This window comes from Jiangella alba (assembly GCF_900106035.1).
Classification (GTDB): Bacteria; Actinomycetota; Actinomycetes; order Jiangellales; family Jiangellaceae; genus Jiangella; species Jiangella alba.
In genome coordinates this window covers 3502349-3517351 of the sequence record NZ_FNUC01000004.1, presented here as the reverse complement: position 1 = coordinate 3517351, position 15003 = coordinate 3502349, and the positions used below count along the sequence as shown (strand labels likewise).

The following is a 15003-nucleotide window of genomic DNA, read 5'->3' as shown; positions in this document are numbered from 1 at the left end:
AACACAACTGGACACCATGTCCAGTTGCTACGATGGCCGGGTGACGCCACGCGATCTGCTCGGCCCGGCCGACGCCGTCCGGCCGCCGGAGCGGGCCGACGCGGCGCGCAACCGGCGGCGCGTGCTCGATGCGGCGGCCCGGCTCTTCGCCCAGCACGATCCGAGGTCCGTCACGATGGACGACGTCGCCCGGGCCGCCGGGGTCGGACGCGCCACGCTGTACCGCAGGTATGCGTCCATCGGGGCGCTCGGCGAGGCGCTGCTGGACGAGCACGAGCGTGAGCTGCAGGCCGGGATCATCTCGGGGCCGCCACCGCTCGGCCCAGGCGCCGATCCGGCCGACCGGCTCACCGCGTTCTATCGCGCGATGCTCGGGTTGTTGCGCCACCACGCGCCGCTCCTGCTCGCCAGCGAAGTCGGCCGGGCGCGGTTCGAGACCGGGGCCTACGAGGTCTGGCGAGCCCACGTGCGCCACCTCGTCCGCGAGGCCGGCCGCACCGACATCGAGGCCGTCTCCGAAGCGCTGCTCGCCCCGCTCGCGCCCGAGGTCTACCTCGAGCAGAAGCGGCTCGGTGCGGCCGACGACGCGATCGAGGGCGCACTCGTGCTGATCGCCCGGTCGCTGCGGCCGGATCCCGGCTAGCTACCGGCGGGGTGCGTCAGACACCCTTCAGCACACGATCGAGGCCCGCCCGGCCCGCGGGCCCCCAGTGCGGCTTGCCGCCGGGGAGACCGCGGTCCCCGTTCTGCCCCATGAGCACGAGGAAGAGGCTCTTCAGCGCGGCCAGCCCGCGGGCGCGCCGGATCGCCGCGTCGTCGGCCTGCGCGTACTCGTCGAAGAACCGTGCGGCCGTGCCCGCGGGCAGCAGCACCCACGCGGCGGCGAGGTCCCACGCCGGGTCGCCGGCGAACAGGTCGCCGAAGTCGACGACGCCCGAGAGCGTTCCGTCCGAGACGACGACGTTCGCGGGATGGAGGTCGCCGTGCACCCACACCGGCGGGCCCTCCCACGCCTCGGCCCCGACGGCGTCGTCCCAGACGGCTCGGACGTCGGCGGCGATGTCGTCGAGGCCGCTGACGGCCTGGAGGAAGCCCTCGAAGCCGTCCGTGCAGTCGCGGGGATGGGCGCCGCGGTCCGTCGGCACCGGCGCCTCAGCGGGCGCCGGCACGTGCAGCGCCCGGAGGAAGGCGGCGAGCGCGCCGGCCGCGTGGGCGCCCCGGCTGATCGAGCCGTGGTCGAGCGGCTCGCCCCGGACCCACGTCATGACGGTCCAGTGCTTGGGGAAGCGCTCGGACGGTTCGCCGAACCGCACCGGGGCCGGCACCGGGAGCGGCAGCCGCGGGGCCAGCACGGGCAGCCATCGCCGCTCCTTGAGCTGCAACTCCGGGGTGGGGTCCATCCGCTGCATGCGCACGACCAAGTCGTCGCCGAGACGCCACATCTGGTTGCCCCAGCCGCCCGCCACCTCGCGGATGGCCAGCCCCGCGAGGTCGGGATGCTGCGCCCGCAGCAGGTCGCGGACGAGGTCCGCGGTGATCTCGATCTGGGTGCCGGTCATGTGACGCCACAGTACCGAGGCGGCTCGTCCTCGGGGTGAGGAGTCCTGTCCTCGGGGACCGCGCACCGGCACCTGCGACGGAGGCCCCGGCCCCGCGGTCGTTCGTAGCGTGCCGATCATGACGATGTTCCGCACCGGCCCACGGGTCGCCCTGATCGCCATCACGAGCCTGCTCGCCGTCACCGCCTGCAGCGGCGACCCCGCCGAGGTCGCGACGTCCGAGCGGCCCACGACGCCCGACCGGCCCGGCCTCCCCGCGGCCCCGGACGAGCCCGGGCGCGCCCGCGACGTCGCCGCCGACGGGGATGTCGGCGACCGGGTCGTGACCGTCGCCGACACCGACGAGCCGGCCGTCTCCAACCTCGACCCGGACCTGCTCGCCGCCCTGCAGGACGCCACCGACGATGCGGCCGAGGACGGCATCACGATCCAGATCAACAGCGGCTGGCGCGACACCGACTACCAGAACCGGCTGCTCGACGAGGCGATCGAGGAGCACGGCAGCCGCGAGGAGGCGCTGCGCTGGGTCTCCACCCCCGACGAGTCCGCGCACGTCACCGGTGACGCCGTGGACGTCGGGCCGACCGACGCCGCGTACTGGATGAGCCGGTACGGCTCCGACTACGGCCTGTGCCAGACGTTCGCCAACGAGATCTGGCACTACGAGCTGACGGTGGAGCCCGGCGGCAGCTGCCCGCCGCCGCGCTCCGACAGCGCGTCGTGAGCGCCCTAGCCGAGCGTGATGATGGTCTTGCCCCTGGGGCGTTCGGCGGGGTTGAACGCCGCGACCGCGTCGTCGAGCGGTCGTACGGTGCCGACGCCGGTGCGCAGCCGGCCGTCGCGGACGCGCGTGGCGAGCTGCGTCAGCTGGCCGCGGTCGGCTTCCACGACGAAGAACACGCCGCGGCCGTCGGCGGGCTGCCGGGTGGGCGGTCCGGCGATGGTGACGAGCGTGCCGCCGGCCCGGACGAGGTCGACGGAGCGGTCGCCGATGTCGCCGCCGATGACGTCGAACACGAGGTTCACCGGTCCGGCCGCGGCGAGTTCGCCGGCGTCCAGGTCGAGGAACTCGTTCGCGCCGAATCCGAGCGCGGTCTCCTGGTCCGCGGCCCGGCCGGTGCCGATGACGTAGGCGCCGGCCTCGCGCGCGAGCTGCGTCACGACGGAACCGACGCCGCCGGCCGCGCCGTGCACCAGCACGCGCTCACCGGACCGGAGATGGCCGTGGTCGAACAGGCCCTGCCAGGCGGTGAGTCCCGAGATCGGCAGGCTCGCGGCGGTGACGAAGTCGATGTCGGCCGAGAGCGGGGCCAGGTTGCGGGCCTCGACGGCCACGAACTCGGCGAGGGTGCCGTTGCGGGTCCAGTCGGCGAGGCCGAACACGCGCTGCCCGACACTGAGGCCGGTGGTGCCGAGCCCGAGTTCGGTGACGACGCCGGCGAGCTCGTGCCCGGGGATGCTCGGGGTGCGGTCCCGGCCGGCCCGGTCGACCCACGTCGCGGACCAGGTCAGCTCGCCCGGGGTGAATCCGGAGGCGTGGACGCGGACGATGACGTCGTTCTCCGACGCGTGCGGTTCGGGCTGCTCGGTCAGCGTCATGCCGGCGGTGCCGGCGTCCGGATCGGTGACGGTGATGGCCTTCACGGTGGTGTCCTCCTGGTCGACGGGTTCACCACGTAGACGACGCACACCCCGGCTGCGTCAGGTCGGCGCGTCGTCCCCGTGCCACAGGGTCAGTTTGTGCGGGTTCCACTGGATCAGCACGTCCCGCACCACCCCGGCCTCCGGCACCAGTTCGAGGACGCCGGTGACCGTCCCGCCGCGCTCGAACGTCAGCACCACGTCGGCTCCGGCCGCCCGGAGCGCGAGCGCGGCCGGCGCCTGCCGGGCCAGGACGCCGACGACGAAGCGGGCGACGTTGTCCGGACCGTGCACGGGGTTCAGCGCGGCCCGAGCGACGCCGCCGCCGTCGGAGCGCAGCGTCACCCCGGGCGCGAGCAGGCGCAGCAGAGCCGCCACGTCGCCGGTGTTCGCGGCGCGCCGGAACGCCTCCGCGAGCCGCGCGCTCGCCCCGCGGGTGCTCGGCTCGGCGCCGCTCGCGCCGATCCGGGCGCGAGCGGACGACGCCAGCTGCCGGACGGCGCCGGGCGACCGGTCGAGCACCTCCGCGATGTCCGCGACGGGGTAGTCGAACACGTCGCGCAGCACGAACGCGACCCGCTCGGCCGGCGTCATCGACTCCATCACGACCAGCAGCGCCATGCTCACCGACTCCGCCGCGACCGCATGCTCCGCCGGGTCGTGCGCCCCGGGCGGCGCCGCGACGCGGAAGCGGTCGTCGGGGATCGGCTCGGGCAGCCACGGGCCGACGTAGCGGTCGTGGCGCCGGGACGCGCTCTTCAGCAGGTCCAGGCAGACCCGGCTCGTCGTCTTGGCGAACCACCCCACGGGGTTCGCCACGTCCGCCCGCGCCCGGTCGTCGAGCCGGTACCAGCGCACGAACGCCTCCTGCACGGCGTCCTCGGCGTCCGCGACGGTGCCGAGCAGCCGATACGCCAGCCCCACCAGACGATCCCGCTCAACACCTGCGACGGACTGCGGTACGGACACGAGTCCATCATGACCGCCCGCGGGTTCCCGCGCGTCCTCGGCCCGGCCGGCCGATCACCCCTCACCCGGTGGATCGTCCGCCCTCGACGAGCGCGTCAGTGGCGTCGCGGCCGGCGTCGGCGGTGCGTCGCAGGAAGTCGGCGAGCAGCTCGAGCTCCTCCGGGGTGTAGTCGGCGAGCAGGCCGTCCATGGCGGCGTTCATGCCGGCGAACTTGCGGAACAGCTCGGGGTTGCGCTCGCGGCGAGCACGGACGATGACGCCCCGGCGGTCGGCCGGGTCGCGCTCGCGAGCGATCCACTCGCCCCGCTCGAGGCGGTCGAGGATGCCGGTCAGGGTGGCGGCGTGCAGCCCGGTGCGCCGCGCCAGCGCGCTGGGGCTCAGTGGGCCGTGCCGTTTGATGACGTCGAGGCAGTCGAAGTCCGCGTCGCGGAGATCGAAGGACGCGCTGATCTGGTGATTCAGCAGCGACAGCTGGACACTCAGCTCACGCATCGACTCCCTGATCGCGGCTGCGGATCGGCGCCGCCGACGGCGGGCGTCGGCGTCGTCGCCGGTCGTGCTGGAGGTCATCGGCCGCGCCCTTCGCCCAACGGTTCGGTCTCCATATCGTCTGCGCTTCGAAGATTATCGCAACCCGTTGTGATGCGCCTCATATGATACGGAACTCAAAATAGATGCTACGGTTTCCGTACTATATGAGTCGAGTAGCAAAGGAGGCCACCATGATCGTGGTGACCGGAGCGACCGGGACGGTCGGACGACCGCTGGTCGATGTGCTGCACGCCGCCGGCGCGCAGGTGCGCGCCGTCAGCCGTGACGCGGCGTCAGCCGCACTGCCCTCGGGCATCGAGGTCGTCGAGGCCGACCCCTCCCGGCCGGACACCGTCGCGGCGGCGCTCGACCGCGTCACGGCCCTGTTCCTCCATCCCCGCGCCGTGGGCGACGCCGCCGCCGAGCTCACGGACCTGGCCCGGCGGCACGGAGTGCGGCGGATCGTCGCTCTCTCGGCGACGAACGTCGACGACGACCCGGCGGAGCAGCCGTCGCGATTCGCCGGAGACCGCAACCGCGAAGCCGAGGAGGCCGCGGCCGGCAGCGGGCTGCGGTGGACCAGCCTGCGAGCCGGCTTCTTCGCCGCCAACACGATCGCCATGTGGGGTGCCCAGCTGCGCGCCGGCGACGTCGTCCGCTACGCGTACGGGGACTTCGCCGAAGCGCCGATCCACGAGCGCGACCTCGCCGAGGTGGCCGCGCACGCCCTGCTCACTGACGACCTGGCCGGCCGGCGGGTGGAGCTGACCGGGCCCCGGTCGCTCACCCACGCTGAGATGGTCGGCGTCATCGGCGACGTCCTCGGCCGCCCAGTGCGCTTCGAGGAGCTCGCCGCGCATGAAGCCGTCGAACGCCTGACCGCGCACGGCCTGTCGGAACCGTTCGCCGTCGCGCTGATCGCCAGGTACGGGCGGCTCTCCGGCGCCCCGCAGCCGGTCTCGAGCAACGTCGAGAAGATCCTCGGCCGGCCCGCGCTCACCTTCGCCCAATGGGTCGCGGACCACGCCGATGTCTTCGGCCGCGGGCGGCAGCCCCGATGAAGCTCACCGTCGTGCCGGCCGGTCCGTCGCGATCACGTGCTGACCGGCCCCATCGACATCGACCTCACGCGAGAAGGAGAACGCCATGACCGAGATCGACCGCCGGAGGCTGCTCGCCGGGACGGCCGCGCTGACCGCGGGAACGCTGGGCGCGGCCTCGGCCCTCCCGGCGACCGCCGGCAGGCCGTCGCCCGGGCCGCGAGTGCTCCGGACGCCCGACCACCGTTTCACCGGCCTGCCGGACTATCCGTTCGAGCCGCACCACCTGCGCCTCCGGCTCGGCGACGGCTCGCGCGCCAAGGTCCGGATGCATTACGTGGACGAACGGCCGGCGTGGCCGGTGCGGGCATCCGGAGAGACGATCCTGCTGCTGCACGGCAACCCGTCGTGGAGCTACCTGTACCGCCACGTCATCCCGCCCCTGGTCGCGGCAGGGCACCGGTGCGTGGCGCTGGACCTCGTCGGCATGGGGAAGTCCGACAAGCCGACGGACCGCTTCCTGTACACCTACCAGCAGCACATGGACTGGCTGTCCGAGGCCGTGATCGAGCGGCTGGACCTGCGCGACGTCACCCTGGTCTGCCACGACTGGGGCGGCACGCTGGGCCTGCGGCTGCTTGCCGAGCACCCGGGCCGGTTCCGCCGGGCCGTCGCGATGAACACCGGCCTGCGGACCGGCCGCGAGGAGCTCCCCGCCGAGGGCTGGCGCGGTCTCGCCACCTGGTTGCAGTTCACCCAGCGCACGAACCCGCTCAACGTGTCCGGCATCGTCGCGGGTTACACGACGTCGGCGCTCGATCCGGCGGTCCTGGCCGCCTACGACGCACCGTTCCCCGACGACCGTCACCTGCACGGCGTCCGCCGGTTCGCCGTGCTCATCCCGCTGACCCCTGACGACGAGGCCACGCCCGCGTTCGAGGCCGCATGGGAGGTGCTGGAGACGCTGGACCTGCCGTTCCTGTGCGTGTTCGGCCAGGACGACCACGTCACCGGCGGCCGCCATGACGAGCTGAGCGGCCGCATTCCCGGCGCCACCGGCCAGCCGCACACCGTCCTCACGGGTGCGCACCACTTCCTCCAGGAGGACAAGCCGCACGAGGTGGCAGCCGCCATCGACGACTTCATCCGCCGCACCCGGCCGTGAACCCGAAGGAGCACCATGGAACTCGACCAGCTCACCACCGACGACACCGCCCAGGCCGGGCCGCCCGAGTCGTCCGCCGCGCCGACCGGCTGGCGGCGCGCCATCGGCCTCGGGCTCGGCCTCGCCGCGCTCGTCGGCGTGCTCGTGACGGCGTTCGCCTGGCCGCCGGCCGAGTCGTCGCCCCGTGACGTCCCGGTCGCCGTCGTCGGCACAGCGGCCGCCGCTGACCGCCTCGAGCAGCAGCTCGACGACACCATGCCCGGCGCGCTGGACCTGCGCCGGGCCACGAGCGCCGACGACGCTCGCGCGCTCATCGAGGAGCGCGAGGTCTACGGCGCGATCGTCCTCGGCCCCTCCGGCCCGTCCCGGGTGCTGACCGCGTCCGGCGCCGGCCCGGTCGTCGCGCAACTGCTGGCCGGCATCGCCGACGGCCTCGCGGAACCGGCCAGCACGTCGGCCACCGTCGAGGACGTCGTCCCGTTGCCCGACGACGACCCGCGCGGCGCCACCTTCACCGCGGCCGCACTGCCGATGGTGCTCGGCGGCATGATCGTCGGCATCCTCATGTCGTTCCTGGTGACGGGCGTGTGGCGGCGGGTGGCCGGCGCACTCGTCGCGGCCCTCGCGGCGGGCGGGGTGGTGACGCTGATCGCGCAGGCCTGGCTCGGCACCCTCCAGGGCAGCGCCTGGGCGAACGCCGGAGCGGTCGCGCTGATCGTCGCCGCGATCTCCCTCACCATCACCGGCCTGGTGGCACTCCTCGGCCCGGCCGGCATCGGCCTCGGCGCCGTCGTCATGTTCCTGATCGGCAACTCGATCTCTGGCGTCTCGTCGGCGCCGGAGCTGCTGCCGACCGGCTGGGGAACGCTGGGCCAGGCACTTCCGGCCGGCGCGGGCGGCACTCTGTTGCGGTCGACGTCGTACTTCGACGGTGCCGCCGCCGGCAGCCCGGTGCTGGTGCTCGCCGCCTGGGCAGCCGGCGGACTCGTGCTGGTCGCTCTCGGCCGGCGGGTGCGCCCAGCGGCACACCACGCTCTGGCCGGCTAGGGTGTGCCGCCCGAGGCGGCCCGGTCCCGTCGCGCCCTCGGGCATGATGAGCCGATGCGCGACGAGGCGGGGTGGGCGGCGGCCGGGTATCCGCGGCCGTTCCGGCGGCACCAGCGGCTGGCCCTCGACGCGCTCGGCGAGGCGTTCGCGGCGGGCCGGCGGCGCGCGTGGGTGGTGCTGCCGCCCGGCGCCGGCAAGACCCTCGTCGGACTGGAGGCGGGCCGCCGCCTGGGGCAGCCGATGGTGGTGCTCGGGCCGAACACGGCCATCCAGGGACAGTGGGTCGGGGCCTGGCGCGAGTTCACCCCGGCGCACCTCCCGGCGGGGACCGGCCGCGACCTGGGCCAGCCCGTCACGGCACTGACGTATCAGGCGCTGGCCAGCTTCGACCCGGACGCGGAGGTCGACGAGGAGGGGCACGGGCGCACCGGCGGCCTGCGCGGCCGTCTGCACGAGAACGGCCGCGCGCTGGTCGAGGCGCTGGAGTCGGCCGGGCCGATCACCCTCGTTCTCGACGAGTGCCACCACCTGCTCGAGGTGTGGGGCCGGCTGCTGGCCGAACTGCTCGACGACCTGCCCGAGGCGCACGTCATCGGCCTGACGGGGACGCCGCCGAGCACCCTGACCGCCGGCCAGGCCGACCTGGTCGACCGGCTGTTCGGGTCGCCGCTCTACAGCACGTCGATCCCGTCGGTCGTGCGGGAGGGGCACCTCGCGCCGTTCGCCGAGCTGGCCTGGTTCACGTCGCCGTCGCCGACGGAGTCGCAGTGGCTGGCCGGGGAGGCCGAGCGGTTCGCGGAGCTCCAGAACGACCTGCTCGCACCCGACTTCGCCAGCGTCAGCCTGCTGAGCTGGCTGGACGAGCGATTCGTGGCGCGGCGGACCGGCGCCGGCGCGCCACCGCTCGCGTGGTCCCGGCTCGAGGGCGAGGCGCCGGAGGTGACGGCGGCCGCGCTCCGCTTCCACCACGCCGGGCTGCTCGCCCTGCCCGACGGCGCCGTCGTCCGCGAGGAGCACCGGCACGACCCCACGGCGCAGGACTGGGTGACGCTGCTGCACGACTGGGTGTCGGCGGCACTGCTGACCTCGGACGACCCGCGCGACCGAGCCGCCGTCGAGGCGATCAGGGGCGCGCTGCCGGGCATCGGGTACCAGCTCACGAAGCGCGGCATCCGCCGCGGCCGCTCCCCCGTCGACCGGGTGCTGGCCCGCAGCGAGGCGACCACCGATGCCACGGTGGAGATCCTGGCGGCCGAGGCGGCGAACCTCGGCGATCGGCTGCGCGCCCTGGTGCTGTGCGACCACGAGCGGGCCGCGGCCACCCTGCCGGCCCGCCTGCGCGGCGTCCTCGACGCCGACGCGGGGTCGGCGCGGCTGGTGCTCGCCCGGCTGCTGTCCGACCCGCGCACCGCCGTGCTGAACGCGGTGCTGGTCACCGGACGTGCGGTGGCCGCCGACGCGACCACGGCCCGCAAGCTGGTGTCGTTCGTCCGCGAGCACGCGCCCGGCCTCGACCTCGACGACGTCCCGGAGGGTGCCGCGGGGACGGTCGACGTCACCGGCCGCTGGCGGTCGCGGCACTGGGTGCCGCTGGTCACCCGCTTCTACGAGACCGGCGCGACGCAGGCGCTGGTCGGCACGCGGGCGCTGCTCGGCGAGGGCTGGGACGCCAGGGGCGTCAACACGCTGGTCGACCTGACGACCGCCACCACCCCGGCCGCGGTGGTGCAGACCCGCGGCCGGGCGCTGCGCGTCGACCCGGACTGGCCCGAGAAGGTCGCACACACCTGGAGCGTCGTGTGCGTCTCCGAGGAGCATCCCGGCGGCACCAGCGGCTGGGACCGGTTCGTCCGCAAGCACGACGGCTACTTCGCCGTCACCGACTCCGGCGAGATCGCCGCCGGAGTCGGCCACGTCGACCCCCGGCTCTCGCCCTACGCGCCGCCGCCGGTCGCCGAGTTCGCCGCCGAGAACGCCCTCATGCTGGCCCGGGCCGAGGACCGCGCGCGGGTGCGGGCGCTGTGGCAGGTCGGCACGCCGTACCGCGACGAGCTGGTGCACACCATCCGGGTGACGCCGCAGCACACCGGCGTCGCGCGGCCGGTGGCCGGGCCGGTCCCCCGTCCGCCCGCCCTGGTGCCGGCCGCGCACGGCGCGGCCTCGAGCGGCCGCCCATCGGCTCGGCCGTACGGCCGGCGGGCGTTGTGGTGGGCCGCGGCCGCGCTGGCGGCGCTGCTGACGGCCGTGCTGGCGGTGGCGGCGCTCTGGTGGCCGGCCGCCGCGACGCTGGCGCTCGGCGCGGCCGCCGGCGGGGCACGCGTGCGCCGCGTCCGCGCCGTCCAGCTGCGCGCCGGACAGGACCTCGCCGGGCTGGCGGCCGGGCCGGACCCGCTCGCCTTCGCCTGCGCCGTCGCCGACGCCCTGCACGAGGCGGACCTGTCAGAGGCCGGCGCCGCCGCGGTGTCCGCCGCCGTCGAGCCCGACGGCACGTATCGGCTGGTCCTCGCCGACGTGAGCGCCGAGACGTCCGCCCTGTTCGTCACCGCGCTGGACGAGCTGCTCGCGCCGCTGGTCTCGCCCCGTCACGTGGTGCCGCGCTACCTCGTCGAGGCGATCCCGGACCGTCCCGAGGCGCTGCGCCGGGCCGGCCGTGCCTGGCTCGCGGGCCAGGCCCCGCCGAACGCGGTGGTCTACCACGCGGTGCCGTCGGTCCTGGGCGCCAACGTGCGCCGGGTGCGCGCCTTCGCCGCGGCCTGGAACCGCTGGGTGAGCGGCGGCGACCCGGTCCGCACCGCCACCCCCGAGGGCGAGGGGATCCTCCTCACCCACCGTGGGCACGACCCCTTCGCGGCGACGACGGCGCTGCGCGTGGCGTGGCGGTGACGAAGGGTGGCCCGGGAGCGCGCAGCGTCCCCCGGGCCACCCCTGTCTCGAGCGAGCCGGCTCAGCCCTTGCCGACGTCACTCCGGCCGGCGGCGATTCTCACGGCCAGCGCCTCGCGGGTGCTGAGCACACCGTCGTCGACGAGCTGGTCGGTCACCTGGCGAACGTGCCGGATGAACTCGCCGCGCACCGCCCATGGTTCCTCGTCCAGGATCAGGTCGTTGACGGTGCAGCCGCCGTCGACGCCGTAGTTGGTGATGCCGCTGTCGACGTCGCCGACGACCACGGTCTCTCGCTGATCCGGAGTCGGACAGGTCCCCGGACCGCCGTCGCCGGCGGCGAGCTCCATCCAGTTGACCCGCACCGGGCCCTCGGGGAAGACGAGGTGCAGCGGGAACGTGCCTTCGGTCGGGATGAGGTCGACGGTGACGTTCTGCCACGTCGCGGCGTCGTCGGCGATCACGATCGTCGCGTCGTTGCCCTGGCCGGACGAGTCCGTCGCGGTGCTGCCGCCGTCCTCGTCGAACCGGTACCAGGCGACGTCGCCGCCCTCGCCGCCGCCCGGAGCCGCCACCAGCGCCTGGATCTCGCTCCGGGACAGCGCACGGCCGAAGAGGTTGACGTCGTCGACCGCCCCGTTGAGCAGCGGGTCCGCCGAGTACTGGGAGTCGCCGATCCAGTTCTGGCTGGTCTCCCCCAGGTCGGACGGGGTCAGCGTCATGTTCGCGTTGGTCCCGATGGGCGCGCCGTCGAGGTACAGCGTGCCGGTGCTGCCGGCGAGTGTGACGGCGACATGGTGCCAGCCGTCGCTGGGTAGCGGCTGCGAGCCGTTGATGATCTGCTCACCGGAGCCGGTCGTGATGGCGTACCTGAGGTTGTTCGTCCCTCCGGCGGCCGGGGTCAGGAACATGTAGGTGCCGGTCCCGGAGCCGAAGTCGAAGATGCGCGCCCACGACTGGCCTCCCGACCAGTTCACCCACGCCGAGGCGGTGAAGTCCTCGAGACCGCTGACCACGCCGTCGGGCAGCTCGACGGATTCGAGCTGGCTCGAGCCACCGAGCCGGACGGCGCTGTGGAAGCCCTCCGGACCGTCGGTCCGGCCGATCTCGGCGTTGCCCTCGATCGCGGCCGTGCCCAGCAGCTCGCCGTCCGGCCCGTCGCGCCGCACCTCGACCGTCGTGTCGTCGGCCGTCGCCACCCGCAGGGTCATCTCGCCGATGCCGGCGAGGTTGTACGGCTCGTACGAGGCCCAGGCACCGTTCTGGCCACTGATGGCCTCACCGCCGCCGGTCTCCTCGTCGCCCGCCTCGTCGACCTCGATGCCTTCCGCCTCGGCGAAGTGCTCCGTCTCCTTGCGCCGCTGCTGCAGCAGATGGGTGACGCCGCCGGTCAGTGCCGGCGCGCCGGTCTCACCGCCGTCGTCGGTGTAGCTGGCCGTCACCGTGAGCGAGATGTCCGCGGCGTCGCCGTGCTCCGCGTCCTCCTGCGTGACGATGACGCCCTCGCAGCCGGTCTGCGGCTGACCCGGGTGGACGTGCGCGTTGCCGCCCTCGTCGTGGTAGAGCCCTTGCTGGACGGTGACGCGTTCGCAGTCGATGGCCGGCCCGGACCCGTCCTCGGCATCGTCGACGGTGACGCTGTAAGGGATCTCGTCACCCCAGTCGAAGACCTGGCCGTGCGCCGGGAGTTCGATGGTCAGCTCGGGCCGGGTGTTGCCGGCGGTGATGGTCAGGTTGGAGTTGCCGGAACGTCCGGACGGGTCGGTGGCGGTCAGCCGCACCGTGTACTCGCCGGGCTCGGTGAACGTGTGCGTGGGGTTCGGCTCCTCGGAGGTGGTGCCGTCGCCGAAGTCCCACGTGAACGTCAGCTCGTCGCCGTCCGGGTCGTTGCTGCCCTCACTCGAGAACGTGACCTCCAGCGGGGTGGGTCCGGAGTCCTTGTCGGCGCCGGCCTCGGCGACCGGAGTGCGGGCGCCCTCGGTGTAGTTGATCTTGTACAGTCCGGAGTCGGGGTTGACGTTGCCCCCGGCGTAGTTGAAGTCCATGCCCCACTCGATGAGGTACATCGCGCCGTCCGGCCCGAACTCCATGTCGTGCGGGCTGCGGAACAGTGTGCTCGGCATGAACTGCTCGAAGCTCTCGTAGTCGCCGTTGTCGTCCAGCCGCAGGGCGCCGATCCACTTGCGCGACCACTCCATGACGAACACGGCGCCGTCGTAGTACTCCGGGAACTGGCCGTCGCCGAGCAGGCCCTCCTCGTAGTGGTAGACGTCACCGGCGTACGCAGTGCGGCCGCCACCCGTGGGGAGCTCCGGGAACTGCGGCGACTCACCGTACGGGTACCAGATGAAGGCGTCCTTGGCCGGGGGCACGACGTCCAGGCCGGTGTTGAACGGCGAGTCGTTGGCCGGGCCGTTCTCGCAGTCGAAGAACTCACCGGGTGTGCTGGTCGCGAAGTCCCATTCCCGGTAGGCCTGGTTGTCGGCGATGCAGTAGGGCCAGCCGTAGTTGCCGGCTTCGCGGATCTGGTTCCACTCGTCGTACCCGCGCGGCCCGCGGTTCGGGTTGTCACTGCCGGCGTCGGGCCCGACCTCGCCGGCGTAGATCCAGCCCGTCTCGTCGTCGACGGCGATCCGGAACGGGTTGCGATGGCCCATCGTGTAGATCTCCGGCCGGGTGAGGTCCGGATCCGAGGTCTCGGGCGGGAACAGGTTCCCCTCGGGGATCGAGTAGGTGCCGTCGTCCTCGGGGGTGATCCGGATGATCTTGCCCCGCAGGTCGTTGGTGTTGCCCGAGGTCCGCCGGGCGTCGTAGGAGCGCTTGGCGTCCTCGCTGACCTGGTTGTCGTAGATGCGCCCGTCGATGGGGGCGAAGCCCTGCGAGGCGAAGTGGGCGGTGTCGTCCCCGGTGGAGATGTAGAGGTTGCCGTCGGGCCCGAACGTCATCGAGCCGGCGGAGTGGCAGCAGACCTCCCGCTGGTGCGGGATCTCGAGCAGCACCGACTCCGAAGCCAGATCGAGCTGGTCGCCGTCGACGGTGAACCGGGAGACGTGCTGCACCTCGGGCGAGGGTGCGCTGTAGAAGAGGTAGAGCCATTGGTTGGTCTCGAAGTCGGGATCGAGGGCGATGCCCAGCAACCCGTTCTCGTTGCCGCGGTGCACCGGGATCTGCGCGGCGACCTTCACGGCGCCGGTCTCGGGTTCGTAGACCTTCACCGCGCCGCCCAGCTCGACGTAGAACACCCGGCCGTCGGGCGCCACGGCGAGCTCCATCGGGTTGGCGGTGTTGTCGTCGAGGGCGATCTTCTCGAAGGACGCCTCGGTGGGAATGCCGTCGCGCGGCTCGCCGCAGTCGCCCTCGGCGGCTCCGGCGGCCCATTCGATGCCGCCGAGGAGGTGCTCGCGCATCAGCGGTTCGTCGTAGTACGCCGAGCTGTGGCCGAGCGCGGTGTACCAGGTGCGGCCACCGTCGAAGTTGGCGCACCAGGAGATCGGGTGGTCCTCGCCCATGGCGCCGGAGCCCGGGTTGTAGGTCGACTCGTCGAGCGTGGCCAGGACGTGAACCTTCTCGCGCGGGTTGGCGGTGAAGTTGTACCACTCGTCCTCGCGGACCCACTCCGCGGGTAGACCGGCCGTCGACGGGTGCGTGTCGTCCTCGATCCGAACCGTGGCGTCCTGGAACTGGTCGGCGCCCAAGGGGTGGTTGCGGAAGAACGCTCCGCCCATGAGGTCCGACCACCAGGGCCAGTCCGTCTTGTCCATGTTCGACGTCGAGTGCAGGCCGGCGAAGCCGCCGCCGTTGTGGATGTAGCGCTCGAACGCCTGGCGCTGGGCGGCGTCGAGGGTGTTCTCGCCGTCGGTGTAGAAGACGATGGCCTCGAACTCGGCCAGCCCGTCCTCGGTGAAGATCGACGCGTCCTGCGTCTCGGTCACGGTGAAGCCGTGCTCCGCTCCGAGCTCCTCGACGGCGTTGAGAGCAGCCGGGATGGAGTCGTGCCGGAAGCCGGTCGTCTTGTGGAAGAACAGGACCTGGTACTCGTCCTCGGGGACGTGCGCGGAACTGATGGCCAGGCCCGGGAGCAGGGAGGCCAGTAAGGCCGTCAGCAGCGCGAATGGGATGTAACGATAAAGTCGTCGCATAGACCTCTCACCGTCGCTTCGTTGCGGAT

General features: G+C 73.3%; 11 protein-coding genes. 6 read left to right on the top strand and 5 right to left on the bottom strand.

The features are described 5' to 3' along the window. The first annotated feature begins 40 nt into the window (after positions 1 to 40). Positions 41 to 643: a TetR/AcrR family transcriptional regulator gene (locus tag BLV02_RS33895; RefSeq protein WP_069111444.1), complete on the top strand. Its 603-nt coding sequence runs from the start codon at positions 41 to 43 to the stop codon at positions 641 to 643. A 16-nt stretch (positions 644 to 659) separates the two neighbouring features. Here BLV02_RS33895 and BLV02_RS33890 read toward each other — a convergent pair whose 3' ends face one another. Next, positions 660 to 1559, bottom strand: a complete 900-nt coding sequence (locus BLV02_RS33890; protein ID WP_069111445.1) for an aminoglycoside phosphotransferase family protein — start codon at positions 1557 to 1559, stop codon at positions 660 to 662. Between the two features lie 118 nt (positions 1560 to 1677). Here BLV02_RS33890 and BLV02_RS33885 point away from each other — a divergent pair, with 118 nt between their 5' ends. After that, positions 1678 to 2283, top strand: a complete 606-nt coding sequence (locus tag BLV02_RS33885; protein ID WP_216094219.1) for a M15 family metallopeptidase — start codon at positions 1678 to 1680, stop codon at positions 2281 to 2283. A gap of 5 nt (positions 2284 to 2288) precedes the next feature. Here the strand turns inward: BLV02_RS33885 and BLV02_RS33880 are convergent, their stop codons facing one another. The 3 genes from BLV02_RS33880 to BLV02_RS33870 all read right to left on the bottom strand — a co-directional run bounded on the left by BLV02_RS33880 (position 2289) and on the right by BLV02_RS33870 (position 4740). Then, entirely contained in the window at positions 2289 to 3203 is a 915-nt protein-coding gene (locus tag BLV02_RS33880) for an NADP-dependent oxidoreductase (protein ID WP_069111447.1), read from the bottom strand. Positions 3204 to 3260: 57 nt separating this feature from the next. Beyond that, a complete protein-coding gene (locus tag BLV02_RS33875) occupies positions 3261 to 4124 on the bottom strand; it encodes a sigma-70 family RNA polymerase sigma factor (protein ID WP_216094220.1) in 864 nt (287 codons plus the stop codon). 106 nt (positions 4125 to 4230) lie between these two features. After that, positions 4231 to 4740: a MarR family transcriptional regulator gene (locus tag BLV02_RS33870; RefSeq protein WP_069111449.1), complete on the bottom strand. Its 510-nt coding sequence runs from the start codon at positions 4738 to 4740 to the stop codon at positions 4231 to 4233. Between the two features lie 152 nt (positions 4741 to 4892). Between BLV02_RS33870 and BLV02_RS33865 the strand changes: the two genes are divergently transcribed. From BLV02_RS33865 to BLV02_RS33850, 4 genes are all read left to right on the top strand, one after another. Continuing rightward, positions 4893 to 5762 (top strand): NAD(P)H-binding protein, encoded by an 870-nt coding sequence (locus BLV02_RS33865; protein ID WP_069111450.1) that lies wholly within the window; start codon positions 4893 to 4895, stop codon positions 5760 to 5762. Between the two features lie 85 nt (positions 5763 to 5847). Beyond that, positions 5848 to 6906 (top strand): haloalkane dehalogenase, encoded by a 1059-nt coding sequence (locus tag BLV02_RS33860; RefSeq protein WP_083288632.1) that lies wholly within the window; start codon positions 5848 to 5850, stop codon positions 6904 to 6906. A gap of 15 nt (positions 6907 to 6921) precedes the next feature. Beyond that, positions 6922 to 7953, top strand: a complete 1032-nt coding sequence (locus tag BLV02_RS33855; RefSeq protein WP_216094221.1) for a hypothetical protein — start codon at positions 6922 to 6924, stop codon at positions 7951 to 7953. Positions 7954 to 8007: 54 nt separating this feature from the next. Then, the gene (locus BLV02_RS33850) at positions 8008 to 10836 is read left to right on the top strand and encodes a DEAD/DEAH box helicase family protein (protein ID WP_069111451.1); all 2829 of its coding nucleotides are present in this window, start codon (positions 8008 to 8010) and stop codon (positions 10834 to 10836) included. Positions 10837 to 10897: 61 nt separating this feature from the next. Here the strand turns inward: BLV02_RS33850 and BLV02_RS33845 are convergent, their stop codons facing one another. Beyond that, entirely contained in the window at positions 10898 to 14974 is a 4077-nt protein-coding gene (locus BLV02_RS33845; protein ID WP_069111452.1) for a ThuA domain-containing protein, read from the bottom strand. Between the last annotated feature and the right edge of the window lie 29 nt (positions 14975 to 15003).